Annotated in this window: 21 protein-coding genes; 13 read left to right on the top strand and 8 right to left on the bottom strand. The window is 44.3% G+C overall.

Features of this window, described 5'->3' with window-relative positions; translation table 11 throughout:
• Nucleotides 1–79: 79 nt before the first annotated feature.
• The 8 genes from ACA086_RS05160 to ACA086_RS05125 all read left to right on the top strand — a co-directional run bounded on the left by ACA086_RS05160 (nt 80) and on the right by ACA086_RS05125 (nt 6,276).
• Nucleotides 80–1,195, top strand: a complete 1,116-nt coding sequence (locus ACA086_RS05160; protein ID WP_371002279.1) for an NAD(P)/FAD-dependent oxidoreductase — start codon at nt 80–82, stop codon at nt 1,193–1,195.
• Complete coding sequence (locus ACA086_RS05155) at nt 1,192–1,923, top strand: methyltransferase domain-containing protein (protein WP_371002278.1); 732 nt, start codon at nt 1,192–1,194, stop codon at nt 1,921–1,923. The genes ACA086_RS05160 and ACA086_RS05155 overlap by 4 nt, the downstream gene beginning before the upstream one ends.
• Nucleotides 1,910–2,965, top strand: coding sequence for a type III polyketide synthase (locus tag ACA086_RS05150; protein ID WP_371002277.1), 1,056 nt, complete (start codon nt 1,910–1,912; stop codon nt 2,963–2,965). The genes ACA086_RS05155 and ACA086_RS05150 overlap by 14 nt, the downstream gene beginning before the upstream one ends.
• 61 nt (nt 2,966–3,026) lie before the next feature.
• Nucleotides 3,027–3,818, top strand: a complete 792-nt coding sequence (locus tag ACA086_RS05145) for an SDR family oxidoreductase (protein ID WP_371002276.1) — start codon at nt 3,027–3,029, stop codon at nt 3,816–3,818.
• Nucleotides 3,815–4,270: a 3-hydroxyacyl-ACP dehydratase FabZ family protein gene (locus ACA086_RS05140; RefSeq protein WP_371002275.1), complete on the top strand. Its 456-nt coding sequence runs from the start codon at nt 3,815–3,817 to the stop codon at nt 4,268–4,270. The genes ACA086_RS05145 and ACA086_RS05140 overlap by 4 nt, the downstream gene beginning before the upstream one ends.
• Nucleotides 4,263–5,537 carry a beta-ketoacyl synthase gene (locus ACA086_RS05135; protein WP_371002274.1) on the top strand — a complete coding sequence of 425 codons (1,275 nt, stop codon included), beginning with the start codon at nt 4,263–4,265 and terminating at the stop codon, nt 5,535–5,537. The genes ACA086_RS05140 and ACA086_RS05135 overlap by 8 nt, the downstream gene beginning before the upstream one ends.
• 3 nt (nt 5,538–5,540) lie before the next feature.
• Entirely contained in the window at nt 5,541–5,789 is a 249-nt protein-coding gene (locus ACA086_RS05130; RefSeq protein ID WP_371002273.1) for an acyl carrier protein, read from the top strand.
• Nucleotides 5,790–5,934: 145 nt separating this feature from the next.
• A complete protein-coding gene (locus ACA086_RS05125) occupies nt 5,935–6,276 on the top strand; it encodes a hypothetical protein (RefSeq protein ID WP_371002272.1) in 342 nt (113 codons plus the stop codon).
• On the opposite strand, the gene ACA086_RS05120 is transcribed toward ACA086_RS05125, so the two are convergent.
• The 4 genes from ACA086_RS05120 to ACA086_RS05105 form a co-directional block, all read right to left on the bottom strand.
• Nucleotides 6,273–7,235, bottom strand: a complete 963-nt coding sequence (locus ACA086_RS05120; RefSeq protein WP_371002271.1) for a TerC family protein — start codon at nt 7,233–7,235, stop codon at nt 6,273–6,275. The two genes, ACA086_RS05125 and ACA086_RS05120, sit on opposite strands and share 4 nt — an antisense overlap.
• An 85-nt stretch (nt 7,236–7,320) precedes the next feature.
• On the bottom strand, nt 7,321–8,523 hold the full coding sequence (locus ACA086_RS05115) for a multidrug effflux MFS transporter (protein WP_371002270.1): 1,203 nt from the start codon (nt 8,521–8,523) through the stop codon (nt 7,321–7,323).
• A 33-nt stretch (nt 8,524–8,556) separates the two neighbouring features.
• The gene (locus tag ACA086_RS05110; protein WP_371002269.1) at nt 8,557–8,694 is read right to left on the bottom strand and encodes a hypothetical protein; all 138 of its coding nucleotides are present in this window, start codon (nt 8,692–8,694) and stop codon (nt 8,557–8,559) included.
• Between the two features lie 8 nt (nt 8,695–8,702).
• A complete protein-coding gene (locus ACA086_RS05105; RefSeq protein WP_371002268.1) occupies nt 8,703–9,641 on the bottom strand; it encodes a DUF6268 family outer membrane beta-barrel protein in 939 nt (312 codons plus the stop codon).
• Between the two features lie 127 nt (nt 9,642–9,768).
• Between ACA086_RS05105 and ACA086_RS05100 the strand changes: the two genes are divergently transcribed.
• The 3 genes from ACA086_RS05100 (at nt 9,769) to ACA086_RS05090 (ending at nt 14,222) form a co-directional block, all read left to right on the top strand.
• Entirely contained in the window at nt 9,769–10,146 is a 378-nt protein-coding gene (locus ACA086_RS05100; protein ID WP_371002267.1) for a hypothetical protein, read from the top strand.
• A 16-nt stretch (nt 10,147–10,162) separates the two neighbouring features.
• Complete coding sequence (locus ACA086_RS05095; RefSeq protein WP_371002266.1) at nt 10,163–12,481, top strand: FdhF/YdeP family oxidoreductase; 2,319 nt, start codon at nt 10,163–10,165, stop codon at nt 12,479–12,481.
• Between the two features lie 61 nt (nt 12,482–12,542).
• Complete coding sequence (locus tag ACA086_RS05090) at nt 12,543–14,222, top strand: tetratricopeptide repeat protein (protein ID WP_371002265.1); 1,680 nt, start codon at nt 12,543–12,545, stop codon at nt 14,220–14,222.
• Here ACA086_RS05090 and ACA086_RS05085 read toward each other — a convergent pair.
• Nucleotides 14,219–15,298 (bottom strand): DUF6090 family protein, encoded by a 1,080-nt coding sequence (locus tag ACA086_RS05085; RefSeq protein ID WP_371002264.1) that lies wholly within the window; start codon nt 15,296–15,298, stop codon nt 14,219–14,221. The two genes, ACA086_RS05090 and ACA086_RS05085, sit on opposite strands and share 4 nt — an antisense overlap.
• 141 nt (nt 15,299–15,439) lie before the next feature.
• Here ACA086_RS05085 and ACA086_RS05080 point away from each other — a divergent pair, with 141 nt between their 5' ends.
• Nucleotides 15,440–16,795 carry a transglutaminase family protein gene (locus tag ACA086_RS05080; RefSeq protein ID WP_371002263.1) on the top strand — a complete coding sequence of 452 codons (1,356 nt, stop codon included), beginning with the start codon at nt 15,440–15,442 and terminating at the stop codon, nt 16,793–16,795.
• A gap of 12 nt (nt 16,796–16,807) precedes the next feature.
• Here ACA086_RS05080 and ACA086_RS05075 read toward each other — a convergent pair whose 3' ends face one another.
• Nucleotides 16,808–17,089 (bottom strand): hypothetical protein, encoded by a 282-nt coding sequence (locus tag ACA086_RS05075; RefSeq protein ID WP_371002262.1) that lies wholly within the window; start codon nt 17,087–17,089, stop codon nt 16,808–16,810.
• 208 nt (nt 17,090–17,297) lie between these two features.
• The gene (locus ACA086_RS05070; RefSeq protein WP_371002261.1) at nt 17,298–18,554 is read right to left on the bottom strand and encodes a S8 family serine peptidase; all 1,257 of its coding nucleotides are present in this window, start codon (nt 18,552–18,554) and stop codon (nt 17,298–17,300) included.
• 199 nt (nt 18,555–18,753) lie between these two features.
• On the opposite strand from ACA086_RS05070, the gene ACA086_RS05065 reads away from it, so the two are divergent.
• Nucleotides 18,754–19,377: a DinB family protein gene (locus ACA086_RS05065; protein WP_371002260.1), complete on the top strand. Its 624-nt coding sequence runs from the start codon at nt 18,754–18,756 to the stop codon at nt 19,375–19,377.
• A 17-nt stretch (nt 19,378–19,394) separates the two neighbouring features.
• Here the strand turns inward: ACA086_RS05065 and ACA086_RS05060 are convergent, their stop codons facing one another.
• Nucleotides 19,395–19,910 carry an Hcp family type VI secretion system effector gene (locus ACA086_RS05060; protein WP_371002259.1) on the bottom strand — a complete coding sequence of 172 codons (516 nt, stop codon included), beginning with the start codon at nt 19,908–19,910 and terminating at the stop codon, nt 19,395–19,397.
• Between the last annotated feature and the right edge of the window lie 328 nt (nt 19,911–20,238).

Here is a 20,238-nt window from a genome sequence, read left to right as displayed (position 1 = left end):
CTCAAAACACCTTATTTGTTAAACCCGACTCGATAGTCGGGTTTTTTATTGGCGGTTTCTGTATCTTTCCCTCGTTGCTATGTACGATGTTATCTGTATCGGGGGAGGATTAGCCGGCCTCACGGCTGCCATTCATTTAAAAAAGGAAGGGCATAATGTATTGGTACTCGAAAAAGAACAGTACCCTCATCATAAGGTTTGCGGGGAATACCTGTCAAAAGAAGTACTGCCTTATCTTTCATTTCTCGGGGTACAACTTCAAACAGACATCGAGATTGATACCCTGAGATTCAGCACCCGAAAAGGACGGTCCTTACAAACAGATCTTCCCCTGGGGGCTATAGGAATAAGTCGGTATGCTCTCGACTTCACCCTGTATCAACACGCCGTTAAGCTCGGCGTAGAATTTCATTTCTGCACGGTTTCTTCTGTAATTTTCAGAGAGGATCAATTTACTGTTTACTCAAACCCGGGCGGCGATTTTCAGGCAACGTATGTCATTGGTTCTTATGGGAAAAGATCCATTATAGACAAAGACCTGAATCGGGAGTTTATCAAAAGAAAATCGCCATGGCTGGGCATAAAAGCTCATTATCACTGGCCTGATTTCCCTGCTGAACAGGTGGGATTACACAGTTTTAGTGGCGGTTATGCCGGACTTTCAAAAACAGAGACAGGGGCTGTCAATTTCTGCTACCTGGTGAGCTATAAAAGTTTTCAGAAATATCAGGACATTGAACTTTTCAATAAAGAGGTTGTTGCTCAAAATCCTGTCCTGGCAAAGTTTTTTGAAAGATCAACTCCCATTTTTGACAAACCGATGAGCATAGCCCAGATCTCTTTTGAACCAAAGCCCTCAGTGGATAATCATCTGCTGATGTGCGGGGATACGGCCGGACTTATACACCCCTTGTGTGGGAACGGAATGGCAATGGCCATCCACAGTGCCAAGCTCGCCTCAGAACTAATTCACAAGGCATTTATTAAGGGCTCTTCAGAAAGAACACAGCTCGAGAAAGAATACAGCGATGTCTGGAAGAAAACCTTTGGAAAAAGAATTCGGATGGGGAGATTGCTGCAGCGATTGTTGTTGTCTGAAGGTGTTACAAATTTGCTCTTCTCCCTTGTTTCCCGCTCTCCACTTCTAGTGAAACGCATGGTCAGGCTAACCCATGGCAAACCCATCGCACTATGATTAGGTTTAAAGAACGTAGTGACGAAGTAGAGCTTATGGATGATCTCACCCTGGATCAAAGTCGAATAAAACCTGTGCTAGCTGATATCAACAAGGCCAACAAGCTGCTGGGAGGAAACCGGATCACCTTAATGGCCGTCGAACGCTTAACGCAAAAATTTCCACGTAAACTATACCGGATTGTGGATATGGGGTGCGGTGACGGGTCAATGCTAAGGGAAGTGGCTGCGTTCTGCGACGGTTTGGGAATTAAGGTTGAATTGACTGGTATCGACCTGAATGAGAAATCCCTTCAAATTGCAAGGCATAAAAGCAAATCCTATAGTAACATTTCTTATTTGCAAGGTGATATACTCGACTTGAATGCGCAAGACCTGCATTGTGATATCCTTTTATGTACCCTTACCCTTCACCATTTCCACGAGAAAGAAATAGAAATATTTATCACCAAGTTTGCTGAATTGGCTCGAATTGGAGTTGTTGTCAATGATTTGGAACGAAACAAAATTGCATATCAATTGTTCAAAATATTTGCGGCAGTATTTATGAAAACCGAAATTGCCAGAAAGGACGGACTCACTTCTATTCGAAGTGGGTTTTTAAAAAAAGATCTGATAGCTTATTCTGAATTATTACCCGATATGAAACATCATATTAGCAGCCGGTGGGCCTTCCGATACGAATGGTCTTTCTGGCATCCCCAAAATATAGAAAATGAAAGATGTTAAGATAGTAACTGTCACCAAGGAATTACCGCCGTATCGCAGGGCCACAAAAGAAATATTGCCTTTTGTAGAACTCTGGCTATCCGGCCAGGAAGACCGGTTCAGAAGGAAAGTATTAAAGATTTTTGAGGCTGCCGGGGTAGATTACCGCTATGGAATCATGAATGTTGAAGAAGTATTTACAGCCACCTCTTTTGAACAGAAAAATAAAATTTACTGTCGCGAAGCAAAAAAACTGGGGGTAGCTGTCCTTGATAAGGCCCTGAAAAAAAGTGGCTGGGATCCGGAAAGCCTGGATTATATCATTACCGTGAGTTGCACCGGAATCATGATTCCTTCCCTGGATGCCTATATCATTAATGCTCTTGGCCTTAAGACTGATGTTATGCGACTGCCGGTTACGGAAATGGGATGTGCTGCAGGTGTTTCGGGCATGATCTACGCTTCCAATTTCCTTAAGGCTGCACCGGGGAAAAGAGCCGCTGTGGTGGCAGTTGAGAGTCCGACAGCCACTTTCCAGCTCAATGACTTTAGCATGGCTAATATGGTGAGTGCTGCCATTTTTGGGGATGGAGCTGCCTGCGTCCTGCTTTCTTCCGAGGAGGAAGCCTCTGGTCCACAAGTTGTAGGTGAGGAGATGTACCATTTTAAAGATGCAACCCATCTTATGGGATTTGATGTAGTGAATACGGGATTGAAAATGATTCTGGATCCCGATGTACCATCGACTATCTCTGAACACTTTCCTGAGATCATACACCCCTTCCTGAAGAAGCACAATAGTAACATTGAAAAGGTCGACCATCTTATTTTTCACCCCGGAGGCCGCAAAATTGTAGAAACGGTTGAATCTCTTTTTGGAAAGCTTGGAAAAAATATAGATGATACCCGTGAGACGCTTAAACTGTACGGGAATATGAGTAGTGCAACAGTCCTCTATGTCCTGGAACGATTTATGGAAAAAGATATTACCGAAGGGGAGCAGGGATTAATATTGAGTTTTGGCCCTGGTTTTTCTGCTCAGAGAGTTTTACTGGAATGGTAGCGTCATGGGATCAGAACAATTTGATGTACTTTTAATCTAAATCCCTTTTAAATCGCATACTATGAGTGATTCTTCCGGAAAAAAATGGGCCATTATCCTCGGTGGAAGCAGGGGGCTCGGACTTGCCACGGCAAAAAAACTGGCAAAGCACGGCTATGCTATTTGTGTAATACACCGTGACCGGAGAAGCGAAATGGAAGCCATTGAAGAACAGTTTTCGGAAATTAAAAAAGATGCGGTAGACTTTTTCTCTTTTAATGCGGATGCTGTCAACCAGGAAAAACGGGCTGAGATTGTCTCCCAACTGCGAAATTCCTTCAGGGAAAATGATACCGTCAAATTATTAATTCACAGCATCGCCAAAGGGAGTTTAAAACCTATGGGGGCAGCCAGGGGCGAGTCGCTCAGCACAGAGGATTTTGAAATTACCTTCCGGGCGATGGCCCTGAGTTTATACGATTGGGTTCAAAGCCTGATTTCGGCAGAGTTCACCGATCCCGACATGCGTGTTATCTCCTTTACCAGTGAAGGGAATACCAGGGCCATGCCGGGTTACGCCGCAGTATCTGTCGCCAAGGTAGCCCTGGAGGCAATTACGAGAAGTATGGCCGTAGAATTTGCTCCTTTAGGAATTAAGGCCAATTGTATTCAGGCCGGTGTAACCCAAACCAGTTCTTTTGCAATGATACCTAACAGTGATAAGATCAGGGAGAATGCTATAAAACGCAATCCTTCAGGCCGAATCACCAGTCCGGAAGATGTGGCAAATACAGTTTTTATGCTGTCGCTGGATGAGGCAAAATGGATCACTGGTAGTATAATTAAAGCTGATGGAGGTGAAAGTTTAAGATGATTACAACTAAAGAAATCCTCGACCTGCTCCCTTATTCTGATCCATTTCTATTTGTGGATGAGATAAAGGAAGTCAATGAGCAGGGGTGTGAAGGCGTTTACCGTTTTCGGGAAAACCTTCCTTTTTACAGGGGACATTTTAAAGAGGAAGCTGTTACTCCTGGAGTTATTCTCACCGAGTGCTGTGCGCAGATAGGCCTTGTTTGCCTGGGAGTCTACCTTCTTTTTAGTGAAGAACAGACATTTTCCGGCAAATTACAGATAGCGATGAGTAGTGCAGAAATGGAATTTCTAAAAGCGATCTATCCCAATGAAGAAGTAAGGGTAGTATCTGAAAAAGAGTATTTCAGGTTCTCCAAATTAAAGTGCAAAGTAAAAATGTATAATTCCCATAACGAAATGGTATGTAAAGGAACCATTGCCGGTATGATAAAACCAGGGCATCATGCGTAAGCGGGTAGTCATTACAGGAATGGGGGTTTGTGCGCCCAATGGAATCGACCTCCAAGCCTTCGCCGGTGCCTTAGAGACAGGAAGAAGTGGAATTCAGTTTTATCCGGAACTGGAAAAATTAAATTTTAGATGTCAGGTTGCTGGAAAACCAAATATTAACAAGAATTATATAAACAAATACTTTACCTCCCTTGAACAACGCGGATTAATGGCAAGCGGCTTGATTTACGGAGTGATAGCCGGGGTAGATGCCTGGAGGGATGCCGGACTGACGCCTACAGAGGATGAGACAACCGACTGGGAAAGTGGGGTTGTTTTTGGCACCGGAATTCTTGGGATAGACAAGTTGCGTGAGGCGATACACCTGATTGATGAGCGTAAAGTCAAAAGGCTGGGGAGTACTTCGGTAACCCAAACCATGGCCAGCGGAATAAGTGCCTACTTAGGGGGAATTATCGGAGCGGGAAACCAGGTGACTACAAATTCATCAGCCTGTACGACCGGAACAGAAGGATTAATCATGGCCTATGAACGCATTTCTTCGGGAAAGGCAACACGAATGCTGGCAGGAAGTTGTAGCGATAGTGGCCCATACGTATGGGGAGGATTTGATGCTATGCGTATCCTCCCAAGGAATTTCAATGACAAACCCGAACAGGCTAGTCGACCCATGAGTGCTTCCGCATCCGGATTTGTGCCGGGAAGTGGGGCAGGGGCATTGGTCCTTGAATCCCTGGAGAGTGCGATTGAAAGAAATGCAAAAATATACGCAGAAGTTCTGGGAGGCGCAGTCAATTGTGGAGGACAGCGCAGCGGTGGGAGCATGACGGCACCAAATAAAACAGCCGTACAGAAGTGTATCAGGGAGGCACTCCTGGATAGTGAAATAGGTGCTGATGAGATTGATAGTATCAATGGCCATCTCACTGCCACAGCAAAGGATACTGTTGAGATTGAAAACTGGTGTAAAGCCCTGGGCAGGGAAAGGGAAGATTTTCCCCTGATCAATTCCTTTAAGAGCATGGTGGGCCATTGTCTTGCTGCAGCAGGTTCTATTGAATCGGTTGGGGCGGTTCTACAGCTCAGCAACGGCCTTGTATACGGGAATGTAAATTGTGAAGATCCACATCCTGAGATCCTCAAATGGATACACCCTTCCAGAATTCCACAAGTCAGTGTGCGAAAAGCTCCGAAAATTGTCGCTAAAGCGAGTTTTGGTTTTGGGGATGTAAATGCATGTGTTATTTTTAAACAATATAATTCCTGATCCATGTCAAAAGAAGATCGATATCAAACGCTAATAGGTATCATCAAACCGTATTTACCAGATGATATTTCAGCGGATTCCATCAACAGGGATAGTCATCTTATCAATGAGTTGAATATTAATTCGGCTAATCTGGTAGATATCGTCCTCGATGTGGAAGATGCTTTCGACATTACTCTGGAGAATGAAGAAATGGATGATATGCAGACAGTGGGGGATGCCCTGAATATTATCGACTCAAAGGTAAACTGAAACAGGGTTTATAAGTTCAATAAAAAATTACAGATCCATTCGATCTTATTTAACAGAAAAATCACACAGGCTTAATAAGTGGTATAGACAAAATTTTGTAAATTAAGGGTGGAATTGACTCCTCCATTAGGATAAATTTTTCACCATGAATACCCTGGATCCTCAAAACAAAGCGAGAAGCAAGCAAACCGCTGCCAAGCCCATCCATTTCCCGGAGCGGCAGCAGACATACCTTGTGAATCTTTCCAGGCAATTAAACTCCTACCATTGTGTACCCAAGACGGTTCAACTTCACGAACAAATGGACCAGTTAAAAAGGAGTTTGAAGAAGCTCATGAATGAAAATGAAGACCTGATCTTAGCTATAAGAAAATCAGGGAAGAGTGAATTACACTACTTTGATGAATGTGAAGCACAATTCGCAAAAATGATGCAGCTAGAGCGGGATATCCTTGCTTATATTGGAAAAGCAAAAATTCAGGGTTAATCCGGTAAAGGCGTTTCCGCTTCTTCTTTTTCAGGTATTAACAGGGAAGTAATGATCCCTGAGGCCAGAGATACTGTGATTAGTGTCAGGGAAACCCATTCAGGAACATGGATAAATTCTGCGGTAAGCATTTTCAATCCCACAAACCCAAGTATCACCACTAGGCTGTAATTGATAAACCTGAATTTAGCAAGCATCCTCGAAATAAGAAAATACATAGATCTCAGGCCTAATATTGCCATGATATTAGAACTGAATACTATAAATGGATCTGCGGTGATGGCCAGAATGGCCGGGATGCTGTCCAGGGCAAAAAGGATGTCCGTTAATTCGATTACAATTAAGGCAACAAAAAGTGGAGTCGCTGCTTTTATTCCCATTCTCCTGAGAAAAAAATGCCTCCCGTTCATATGTTTTGTAAGCGGATAGATCTTTCTGAGGTATTTAAACACCAGAGAGCGTTTAGGATCGAACTTAATAGAATCTGATTTCAGCATTTTAAATGCCGTATAAAGAAGAAATACCCCAAAAACATAGATCGCCCATTCGAACCTGGTGATCAGGGCTACACCGAAAATAATCATAAGAGCGCGGAAAACAATAGCGCCAAGAATCCCCCAGAACAAAACCCTGTGCTGATATTTTGGAGGTATGGCAAAGGCCGAGAAGATTACTGCGATAACAAATACGTTATCAATACTGAGGGAAAGTTCTATAAGATAACCAGTAATATAATTTAATACGGCCGTATCGGGAGTCATCCCGGTAGGATTTTCTACCAGACCCTTGGAAAAAAGCCAGTAGATGACTGCACTAAAACTAAAGGCAACAGTTACCCAGAGCGCTGTCCAGAGACTGGCTTCCTTACTTTTAATAACATGATCCCTTTTATTGAATAAGCCGAGATCAAGGGCGAGGAATACAACGATAAGAGAGATGAAAGAAACCCAGATCAGCATGGGAGAAAAAATTTAAAGCTAAATATACACATCCTGCTGTACAATTTCATCAAATGGATTATTCGATTTGTCAGATTTCACCTTCTTATTGAGCAAACCGTCTGGATAAATAAAAATAGGCAAGTAAAAAGTAAGCGATAAGTCCGCAAGTTAAAAACCCGAGAAAGATGGGGAAAATAGAATCGCGAACAAAACTGCCGATATAGGCACTGATGGGAACGGCCATTAGTGTAGCCAGACAACCCGTGATTGCCGAGCCTATCCCGGCGATATGACCAACGGGTTCCATGGCCAGTGCCCGCAAGTTACCGAAGACAAAACCTACAGCGAAGAACTGCATCCCAAAGAAGCCAAGGGCGACCCAATAGGGAGGATTTACCTGCCCGTAAAACAAGATCACATACACCAGTGGAACCAGGATATAAAAAGCCAGGGCAACAGTTACCAGGCGGAGCATCCCAAACCGCAGCACCAGGGTCCCGTTCAGTAAGGTAGCAGTACCAATGGTGATGGCCAGGCAGGCGAAGATATATGGAAAAGATTCCTTCATCAGGTACTGGTCTTCAAAAACCTGCTGTGCTGTGCTGAGGTAAACCAGAAAAGAACCGGTGATAAATCCCCAGATAAAGGTAAAGACCATCGTTTGTTTGTAATTCAACAGTTCTTTGTAGCCATTGATAAATACATTAAGCCTGAAGGAGTTTCGTTTTTCAGGCACCAGGGTTTCGGGTTGTCTTTTCCAAAACCAAATGGCAACCAGGATTGCAAAAACGACTTGAAAATGAAAGATAGCTTCCCACCCCATAGCGTCGAGAATCCATTTCCCGAGGGTAGGGGCTACAATGGGTACAAGGATAAATACAACTACAACAAATGACAGAATCCTGGCCATCTGATCCCCGCTATACCGATCCCTGATCATAGCCACACTGATGGTTCTGGGGGCTGAAAGGGCTATACCCTGTAAAATCCTCCCGGCAATCATCGTTTCAAATTGAGGGGCGTACACGCAGAGCAAACTGGCCCCGATGAACAAGGCAAATCCAACGTAGACCACAGGCTTCCTTCCAACGCTGTCCGAAACAGGACCAAACAATAAGGGTCCAACCCCTAGGCCCAGGAAGAAAAGGGTAATCAGGAGTTGATTCTCAGCCAGACTGGTGGTCCCTACATCCCTTCCAATCAGGTCAAGGGCCGGCAAAAGCGCATCGAGAGCGAGGGCAGCTATCGACATCAGAGCTGCCATAAGGCCCACAAATTCGAGTTGAGAACGCCGCTGAATTTTCATCCGGCAAAAGTAGGGTATTCTGCAGGATTAACCCTAGAAGACTTTAAAGACGTATCCCAAAAGCCAGTACAGAACCAGAAAAACGAAAACCGTGCCTATACATCCACATCGGCCACCACCAATTTTTTTGGCTCCATATCCCGCAATAATAGCCCTGATCAAATTTTTCATTTACTCACTTATGGTTTTGGATTATTTTTTATCAGATTAAAACGATATACCATCTCTAATTTAAACTGAAAGCTATCATTGAGGTCCCGATTCAGGATTTCCCGGTCGTTCCCAAAAAAGATACCTACGAGTGACAGATCGATTTTATCCTCATTGTCATACACTTTGAAATTACGAAAAAATGAATAACCAAACTTACCACGGACTAAAAGGGAAGGCGTTATTTTATATTGTCCGTAGAGATAAAGCTCATTAGAAGCCCTGGTGACATAATGGTTATTAAATCCGGCCGTTTGTATAGAAAAAGAAGATCCCAGACCATCAAAACGAAGCCCTGCAGATACTGTATTACCTAGGCTGTAATTGAGATCTACCCTCACCGGCAAAAAGACATCGGCCTCAAATAAATTATCTGCACTCTTGTAGTAAACCCCCAATATTGGCACGAGCAATAGTCCAAATTCTTCTTTATTTCCATAAATCCCATAAAGGTATTTTAGACGCTCTGTTCTGGTCTGAGTAAACAAGACCACAGCCCCGATCTGTTTCCCCCTTCTAAAACCACTACTGAAATCAGAAGCCACTTTTGGCATTACTAAGAAGGTTCCCGACCAGCGTTCATTGAAAGTGGTATTCCATCCAAGCCTCAGGATAGTAGCGTATAAATCCGTTTCCGGATTGGGCGAAGGACTTAAATCTACATTTATGGTATTGGCGCTTAGTCCAAAAATCAGAGCATTCTCATTATTAAGGACCAGGGGAAGATCCATGTTAAAGTTCCATTCCTGGATTGCCGCTTCAATGTTGGTGTTTTCCAGCGTTCGTTCAAAGGAGGAAGTATAGGAAAAAGAGGCCAGATCGATATGATCCTGTGCAAGAATGAGACTAATGCTGCATAGGTAGATACAGCTAAAAACTGCAAATCGGGGAAAGTGCAATGATCTCATTGCCCCGAAAGATACTTCTTTTAGGAAAGTCTTTACCAAATATTGAAAAAATCCTGTGATCAAATAGATGGAAAATCAAATGAAATAATGAATTAATTGTAACTTTAGGAAAGAAAGAAATATTGTTATGAAGATCAGAATAAAGGGCAATTCAGTGCGTTTCCGCCTCACCAGATCGGAGGTAGAAGAATTGTGCTCAGTGGGTTATATTAAGGAGACAACACATTTCCCGGGAAGTACTTTTAGCTATGCAGTAAAAAAAAGCACCGGTAAAAAAATCCACGCCTCTTTTGAAGAAGAAATAATAACCCTGCACATAAATGCTGATCAGCTAAAGGGTTGGGATAGCAATGAAGAAGTGGGCTTTGAAGCCCTGCAACAAATCGATCCGGAAACCAGTTTACACCTGTTGCTTGAGAAGGACTTTGTATGTCTCGATGAGCGACTGGAAGACCAAAGCGATAATTATCCGAATCCCAAAATGGATACCGAAAATCAGCTTTAATAATTATCAATCGAGCATGAAAGAAGAACCTAATGCCTTTACCCGAAATGTCTCCCACAGGGGTCCTGATGAATTTTCAAAACTCAGAATCAAGGAACCAATGCGGATTGCCGCAGGCACCGAAGGTATTTATTATGCCTTAAAGCACAGCTTTAAAGAAATGGGCGTAACCCGTTCTATTCCTGCTCTTTTTAAAATGAATCAAAAAGATGGATTCGACTGTCCCTCCTGTGCCTGGCCCGATCCTGAACACCCTTCCCCAATTGCCGAATACTGTGAAAATGGAGCAAAGGCACTGGCAGATGAGGCCACTACCTCCCATATCGGGAAGGAGTTTTTTGCAAAATATTCTGTAGAAGAACTATCGCGTTTGTCTGATTTTCAGATCAATGCTTTTGGCCGACTCACCGAACCCCTCATCCTCAGAGCGGATAGTCTTCACTACGAACCCATTAGCTGGGAAGAGTCATATCAACTTATAGCAGAGCATCTTCATAAGTTAGATAATCCCGACGAGGCCATTTTTTACACCTCAGGACGATCAAGTAATGAAGCCGCCTTTCTATACGGTATGTTTGCAAGGGCAATGGGCACCAATAATCTGCCTGATTGTTCCAATATGTGCCACGAATCGAGTGGGGTAGCCCTCTCTGAAACCCTGGGGATAGGGAAAGGCTCTGTAAAACTGGAAGATTTTTATGAGGCCGAAGTAATTCTGATCGCAGGGCAAAACCCCGGGACCAATCACCCCAGGATGCTCAGTGCCCTGGAAAAATGCAAGAAAAACGGGGGCAGGATCGTCAGCATCAACCCTTTGTTAGAAAGTGGCCTGGTGAATTTTAAAAACCCCCAATCGGTAAAGGGAATGCTTGGTGGGGGCACTCAGTTGGCAGACATCCATCTACCGGTAAAAATCAACCAGGATATCGCCCTTGTAAAAGCCATCCTTGTAAAACTGAAGGAACTCGACAGGGAAAAAGGGGATGTTTTCGACCACAGTTTTATAAGGGAATTTACCGAGGGATACGATGCATTGATGGCCGATCTGGATACGTATGAACTGAATAGTCTTATTGAACAATCCGGAGTAGGGGAGGCCGCCATCGACCAGGTGGTGGATTACCTGGCAAATTCTGAAAAAATTATCATTTGCTGGGCCATGGGCCTCACACAGCATAAAAACTCCGTGGCCACCATCAAAGAATATGTCAACCTCCTCTTCCTTAAAGGCGCTATCGGCAAACCCAACAGCGGAACCTGCCCGGTAAGGGGGCATAGTAATGTGCAGGGCGACCGTTCTGTGGGGATTATGCATTATGTAAACCCGGCACTCAATCAACGCATAGAAAAACACCTTGGCTTTAAAGCCCCGGAGCACGAAGGAGTGGATGTCGTAGGTGCCATGAAAGCTATGCATGAAGGGAAAGCAAAGGTCTTTATGTGCCTGGGCGGGAATTTCCTGATGGCTGCTTCAGACACGGATTATACAGCCAAAGCGATTCAGAAATGTGATCTGACCGTACAGGTGAGCACCAAATTAAACCGCACCCACCTGGTGACTGGGAAAACAGCCCTTATTTTGCCTACCCTGGGCAGGTCAGAAAAAGACATACAACACGGAAAAGAACGAGAAGTAACCACCGAAAACAGTATGGGGCGGGTGAGGGCTTCCAAAGGCGTCCTAAAACCGGCATCAGAAGACCTTAAGAGTGAGATTGAGATTGTAACCGGTATCGCCGATGCCTATTTTAAAGGAGATCACCCGGTTAACTGGAAGGAGATGGGGGAGGACTACGACCTGATACGGGAAAAGATCGACCTGGTGGCCAAAGGTTTTAAAAAGACTGCTGAACGAGCTAAAGGAGTGGGGTATTACCTCCCGAACAATTCGCGGGAACGGGACTTCAGTAAATTACCCAACGGCCGGGCAAAGATTACCCTAAACCCCCTGCCAGACCACCAGTTGGCAGAAGACGAGTTTATTCTGATGACCATCCGGTCTCATGACCAGTTTAACACCACTATCTATGGGATGGATGACAGGTACAGGGGTATTTATAACGAACGAAGGGTACTCTTTATGAACATAAAGGACATGAAGGCTTTGCATTTAAACAAAGAAGATATCGTTAACCTAAATAGCACTTACGACGGTATCAAAAGAGAAGCATTTAACTTTAAGGTCGTACCCTACGACATTCCACAGGGTAACCTGGCGGCTTATTTTCCCGAGACTAACCCCTTGGTGCCTTTTAACCATTTTGCAGATCATAGCAGGACCCCCATCAGTAAATCGGTAAGGGTACGGATTTCGCAAGCAGAAGGTCGGGCCTGAAAGTGTAACATTCGGGTTGACACGTAGTCTTATTAATATCATTCAACTCAAAACGATCGTTATGACCTCTATCCAATCGCTTGTAAGAAATTCATTAACCACTGTATTCCTTTTCTTTTTAAGTTTTGGCATCTATGCCCAGGACAGCTTTAGTGCGGAGCAATACCGGGAAGACCTCAGATTCTTACAGGATAAAGTCCACACAGATTTCCCTTTCCTCTTTAAAAAAACCACGGCAGCGGAATTTGACGCCGAAGTAGAGGAGTTCTATACTGCTATCCCGGAAATGGAACCGCATGAAGTGTTGGTAGGCTTTACTAAATTAGTTGCCGGCTTTGAATACGGGCATACTATTTTTGGATGGTGGGATGGGATAATCCCATTTCATCAGATTCCTGTATTTCTATATCAGTTTGATGACGGCATCTACCTGCACGGGGTTCACAAGGACTATCCGGACGTTTTGGGAGCCAAACTCCTGGCCATTGGAAATACACCCATCGAAGAGGCCCTGAAAAAAATGAGACCAGTAGTCTCAGCTGAAAATGAGCAGTTTGTAAAGGCATACGGTCTGCACTTTCTCACCTTCCCCGAATTTTTGCACGCCCAAGGGGTGATAGATAACCTCAGTGGGGAACTCGAATTAACCCTGGAGAAAGATGGTAGAACTTTTAAGAAAAATATTAAAGCCCTGCCGAACCAGCGGTTTCCCTCCCGCTATGGAATGGTAGAACCGGGGACCGACTGGCTGGATGCGCGCGACCTGAGGGAAACGCCCCTCTATTTAAAAAACCTCGAAAAGATCTATTTTTACGAATACCTCCCTGAACATAAAACGGTTTATATACGCCATAGCCAGATTCAGGACGATTCTATACAGCCCATCCCGGAATTCTACAAAGAGGTTTTTAATTTTATCGAGGAGAATGATGTAGAAAAACTGATCCTTGACGTCCGCCTGAATGGGGGAGGAAATAATTACAAAAACAAACCCATAGTCACAGGAGTTATCGCCAATAAGAAGATCAACCAAAGCGGAAAATTCTTTGTGATCATTGGGAGACGTACGTTTTCAGCCTGCCAGAACCTGGTGAACGAGCTTCATACCTATACCAATGCTATTTTTGTTGGGGAGCCCACCTCTGAGAATATCAATTTCTATGGGGATAATCACGCCGTAGTTCTTCCCAATACCAAGATGAAGGCCTTGCTGTCCTTTGCCTGGTGGCAAGACAAGCCACAATGGGAAAACAAACCTGCTTTGTATCCCCAATTGGCAACCGGACTCACCTTTGAGCAGTATATCACTAATCAGGACCCCGCCTTGGAAACCGCTCTGGAATACTCAGAAACAGGTTTTATTTCAGATCCCATGCGATATTTTACTGAATTATTTACCAGTGGACAGGCCGATAAAATCCAGCCCGAGGCAGAACGTATGCTGGAGGATCCGCATTACGCTTTCTTCGAGTTTGAAGAGGAATTCAATAAGGCAGGGTATAATTTGTTGGGACAACAGTCCTTTGAAGAGGCTATTTATGTTTTTCAGCTGAATACCTCTCTTTTTCCCGAATCGGCCAATGCCTGGGACAGCCTGGCCGAGGCCTATTGGAAAGCAGGTGACATTACTAAGGCTAAAGAACTCTATAATAAGGCCATCGAACTGGATCCAAAGGGAGACATCGGAAAACACGCCAGGGAAATGCTCCTTGAAATGGAAAAAGGTGCCTACAGGGACTAATCGAGCTTTGTAAATTCATAGGTAAATTCGCTTAGATTGAGTACAATATGGTAATTACCTTCTTCTTCTATGACGATGTTATTTCCATCGGGAACTGCCGGGCCTGAGAGATAAATATCCCGTCCAAAATCCAATCCCCAATTGCGAAGCCAGCTGTCATTACACCTGAATTTTACCGAACCTTCTTTTAAATAGAGTTCGGTCTCCCATATTCCTTCTTCTGCATCAGTACGCAGCATAGGGGTAGATTTCCCCCCAACATCATCGTAACCGTCTAGTGACGTCCCAATAATGCCTACGTTTTCATAGATCACCCTTACATCAGGGTTATAGGCCTTTATAAGGTTGAGGACGGATGTACCGTGATTGAATTTGGCCTGTGCTCCTCTTCTGTAGGCGATTTTCTGACTCCTATACGTCTTGAGGGTAGCCTGATATTTCTCCGTTCTGAGGTCGTTTTGCAATTTTATTAGTCGGCCCCGACTATAATACAGGGAATCCCCAGTATTCCATCCCTCATTCAAATCTTCGCGATTAAGCTCAGGATAGGCCAGATGCTCAGACAAAAGGAAGTCGGTTAGAATATCCCTGTTGATTTCAAATGGATTTGCTTCTGCCGTTCGGATCAGATTTAAATAGCCGGTGATCTGTTTTATCAATTCATTCCGGGATGTGTTGTCGTAATCGGAGCGCAGGTCATTGGCATAGAAATGAGCATCCGACTGGTACGATTTAAAGTTATCAAAAGCGGCATTGTAAAGATTGTATGGCAGGTACTGCATCGGAATAGAATCAGGATGGTTGAGAATTTGATCCAGGAGGCTTATTTGGAAAGTCATATACTCCAGCTGGTTATTGAATTTATCCACATCATAGATGATGGCGTTGTACAATTGCTCTAAAATGACATTAAATTCGTTCTCTTCCTTCCGTTGTTCATTCCAGTTCTGGAGTTGGAGGGCCATAAAAATACCGATCATAATCAGGGCTACTTCTCCGAAAGCATAGCGGAAATACCTTTTAAACTGGTTGTCTTCGGCGAGTCGTTTGCGTATTCTCCTGAAAAAGTTAAGCATAACAACAAGGGTTTGGTTGGTTCCCTTAAAGCTAGGATATTTTTGGTGATTTATCACAATACATGACTCCCGGGAATCAGATTGGGATGGAGAGAACTTGGAAATGTTGTAAATTCACATTTATATATAAAGGCTATGAAAATGAATGAATTTAGATTTATAGGAATGCTGCTGATGGTGCTGATCACAAGCTGCCAGACAGCTAAAAAAGAAAAAAATGAGGACAAGGCCCTTGCTATGGACGTACCCAAGGTAGTCACTGCCGATATTGAAGAAGGCATCAAGGCGAATATAGCCAAAAGGGTAGAAGAGGGGGGAGGCTACTTTAATATGGAGACAGATGAAGGAGAGCTAAAACTGCAATTGGTGAGGGTACATACTGAGTATCTGTCAAATCTCGGACCCCGACGGCATTTTGCCTGTGTAGACCTGGCGGATGTAAGCGGGGATGTCTACGATGTGGACTTTTTCCTTGAAGGAGATCCCGGCAGCATGACGGTGACAGAAACCACGCTCCACAAACTCAATGGCAAGCCCTTTTACACCTGGAAACAACGGGAAGACAAGACCTGGTACAGAAGGCCTATTGAGAATGCCTCAAACGACTTATTGGGGATTAAAGAAGGGGAGGACCGCTTTACCTTTCGTTATGAGGTTACCCTGCCCGAGATAACAAAACCCGCTAAAATCTGGATCCCGCTAGCCCAGAGTGACCGGTTTCAGAAGATTGACGTAAAGGAAATGAATACACCTGTGGATCATAAGATTTTAAAAGAAACAAAGTATGGAAATTCCATCCTCTATATGGAACTCGCCCCGGAAGAAAGTGGGGAGAAGATAGCACTGGTCTACGATGTGATAAGGCAGGAAAAAGATCCCTATGAAGATGATTCTTTTATAGCCGATTATCTCAATCCCAGCCTGCTGATGCCGGTAGGGGATCGGTTTAAGGTGCTGGCCGACTCCATAATTGGGGTGAAAGGGGGAGATGGGGACCTTATGAAGGCCCGGGCCCTGTACGACTATATTATTGACAATATGAAATACATCAAGGCGGGAACCTATGGCACAGGAGATGCTGTTTATGCCTGTGATGCCCTTACGGGAAACTGCACGGAATTTCATTCCCTCTTTATATCCCTGGCCAGATCGGCCGACATTCCTGCTCGTTTTGCGGTAGGGGCTGGGATACCTTCAGACCGGGACGATGGGGGTGTAGACGGATACCACTGCTGGGCTGAGTTTTATGCCGAAGGGAAGTGGTGGCCTGTGGATATCAGTGAAGCCAATAAATATACAGCCCTGGCCACTTATTATTTTGGGCGCCACCCGGCAAACCGGATTGAATTTACCAGGGGCAGGGATCTGGTTTTAGACCCCGGACCTCAGGGCGGACCCATAAACTTCCTGGCCTATCCGGTGATGGAAATAGGAAATACGCCTGCTTTTCCGAAAACCTTCTTTTCATTTCAAAGGCAATCGGAGCAGGGGAGTTAAGGAAAGAGAAAATTACTCTCCGCTTACAGAATCTTTTTTGGTAGGATGCTCCTCACCGGCGGGATGTTCGTCACCTTCCTTGCTGGGGTGTTCTTCCCCTTCAGGATGCTCTTCACCTTCTTTGGAAGGGTGTTCTTCTCCTTCAGGGTGTTCGCCTGCCTCAGCAGCTGCTTCGGTTTTTTCAGCCTCTTCTTTTTTCTTGGTATCCCGGCAGGAAGTCAGTGCACCGGCAGTTAAGAAGGCAAACAATAGTGCCACCAGGCTCAGGGATTTAAATAGCTTTACTCGTTTCATAGTACTATGGGTTTAAGATCAGTAAGTATAGATCGAATTCGATACCTATAAAGATACCAAATTTTAAAGGAAACATTTAGAGGTGGTAGAAATATCATTGGAAGAAACATCACGGAGGTTGCAAAATGAATTTTTCTCTAGCCTGTTTAAAATATGTCCATTAAAAAAGGGGCCGAAGCCCCTTTTAGTAAGCAATATCGATAAAAACTTAATTCACTCCGATGGGATCTGCATTCCCGTCAGGATCTCCGGAAACTGAACCACTCGTGGCAATATTTCCGAGGAGTAGTATTCCACAGGCATGTGGCGATGCCATGGAAGTTCCGCTGATGGTGTTGTATCCTCCGCCTTTCCATGTCGATTTAATAGCAACGCCCGGCTCGCAGTAGTCTACCGGAGGGTTGCCAAAATTGGAGAAAGAGGCCCAGTTGTCTCCCTGAGACATGGCTGAAATGGTATAGATATTTTGTCCGTTTGCAGAAGCAGGAGATTTGGTAGCAGCATTTGTGCTTTCATTTCCGGCTGCCAGGGCAAATTTCACCCCTGTCCCTGCAGCTGCTTCCACAGCATCATTGATGGCTTGCGAAAAGCCGCCTCCCAGACTCATATTGGCCACATCGTTGTTAGAACCATTGGCTGCCACGTGATCTATCCCTGCAATTACACCGGAGTAGGATCCGCTTCCCCGTCTGTCTAATACTTTAACAGGTATTACGGTAGCTCCTGCGGCAACGCCAATAACACCAATACTGTTATCGATAGCAGCCACAGTACCGGCTACGTGGGTTCCATGCCCGTTTCCGTCAGAAGATAGGTCGGAATCGGGACCTTTGGTAAAGGCATTAAAGCCCCTGCTAACATCTACGTTCAGGTCATCATGGCCGGCGTCTATCCCACTATCGATAATCCAGGCCACACCGGGACCGGTGTAGGTTACCCCGCCATTAACGCGACTAATACCCCAGGGTACATCCTGTGGGTCGGTGCCGCCTCCGCCACCACCGCCACCGGGACCTTTTCCGGGAGGAGGGGCCAGGGTAAACATCTGGTCTTTTTCCACATAGGCCACACGGGCATCTGTGGTAAGCTCAGAAGCCTGTTCGGCAGTTAAGCTGGCAGAAACTCCTGTAAGGATTTTGCTATATACATGGGTAATAAAATCACCTTTCATTTGATGACTACCAAGAACTTCAGTAGCCAACTCCCGAACGGCATTTTTGGCAGCCCTGTAATCCTTGCCGAATTTAGCCCCCACATCTCCGGTAACTTTTCGATTAAAGACTACAATGTAGGACCCTTCAATCTCGTAGCTTCCCTGGTTAAAAGTAACCACTTCTGCATCCAGGGGATTGGAATTCTGGAGTTCAAAATTGTTTTCGAAAGTTTGGGTGTCATCGGTACATGCAACCATAGCAACACCAGCGCCGGCAAGAATCGCCATGCGCTTAAAAAAAGAGTTTCTCATAATGTTTAGGATTTTTATTTGTGGGAAGATAGGCATACAATGTTAAAAATATTAACATATAAACCATAAAATTTATAAGTTTTTATGACTTTTTCGATGAACGGTATGGCTCAGGTAGTTAAGGTTTGTGAAATTATGGATCAGCAGGTATAGGTCAGATTTAATACCTTTAACAAGCTACAATCTCAATACAAACAAAATGAATCGCAGATCTATACTTGGTTTACTGGGCCTTGCGCCCCTGGCGTTAATATCTTCAAAAGTACCGACCGACAACCCCTTAACTGCCAACCTTATCAGAAGGTGGAAGCGGTCGAAGGAATACACCCTGGCTGTACTGGAGGCAATGCCTGCAGAAGCCCTGGAATATTCGCCGACGGAGCAGCAAATGAGCTTTGCCCAGCATTTTTTACATCTGGGATTTACCAACAATATGTTTTTGGGGATATTGTTAGATAAAAATACCTATCCGGATTTTGAAGCCATGATGGAAGCGGATTTTTTTCTGGATCGACCGGATCCTGTTAACCTAATGCAACCCGACCGTCTGGAGAAAAGGGAGGCCACTGTCAACAAAGCCCTGGTGGCAAAGTATGTGGCGGATACTTTTGATTATGTGATCTCGGGCATAGGTGCCTTAACCGATGAAATGCTGGCTGGAGGAGGGGAGCGGGAAAAACCCTGGTTTTTAGAAGGGCACAGTCGTTTAGACCTGATTTTAAGAGGGGAAGGGCATACTACCCATCACAGGGCCCAGGCCATTGTCTATTTACGGTTAAAGGGGATTCAACCTCCCGGTTATTCGAAGTATAACACCCTGTAATTATCAACAAAGCGTCTCTATCTTCCTGTTTCTAAGTTGTAGGTAGCTTCGGTTTTATTCCCTGCGCTGTCCCAATATTCCCAGGTGATTTGTGAAAAGCTAAAGGTCATTTCATCGACCGGCTTGGCTTGCGCATCATCACCGGAAGTGGTGCGTACACTTTTTACACGTACATTTCTTAAGGTTATTTTGTAATACAAGCGGCCATTGGCCGTGACCATATCCATTTCCAGATCGGGAAACACCTGGCCTTTTGCACAGGCTTCCATCAGCTTGGGCGTAGCTTTGTCTATTTTTTTGGTGACCATCAGATCTTCAAATAGGGCGGCACTTCGCTGTCTGGTAGCACCTGTACTTGTTGGGGCCGTGGCAATACCCTGACTAAAACTTTCAATAATTATCCAGTCTTTATGAGCTCTTTCAGTGGATTCCCCTTTAATATCCCCAATTTTTAAATAGCCGCTTTGTGCAAAAGAAAGACTAACACAAAACAAGAGGGCTAAGCCGGTCAATACAATAGAATTTGTTTTCATGGTATCGATGTTTAAAATTAGTTGGTGACAATAAGATACAAAAAATGGTAAAGCAGGAAGTAACTATTGAGAAGTAAGGTTTGGGTGTATAAAACTTTTGAACACCAGAACACTATAAGAGGGCAGGTCCTGAAATAATCTATTTGACATAATATAAATTATAGAACAAATGTTCATTTTGTTGATTAAGCCTTTGTTTCCATTTGATAGCTATAATGTAGTATTATGTAAAATATCCCAGAAGCATTCGTTTACAGAAGAATAATTGGAACTTGGGTCATTAAACTAATAAGCGGTTTGCATTGCAGAGTTTTTTAAAACATTATGT

This window comes from Muriicola sp. E247 (genome assembly GCF_041358175.1).
GTDB lineage: Bacteria > Bacteroidota > Bacteroidia > Flavobacteriales > Flavobacteriaceae > Muriicola.
Note: the sequence above shows the minus strand (reverse complement) of the source record. Positions and strands in the feature narration are given on the sequence as shown.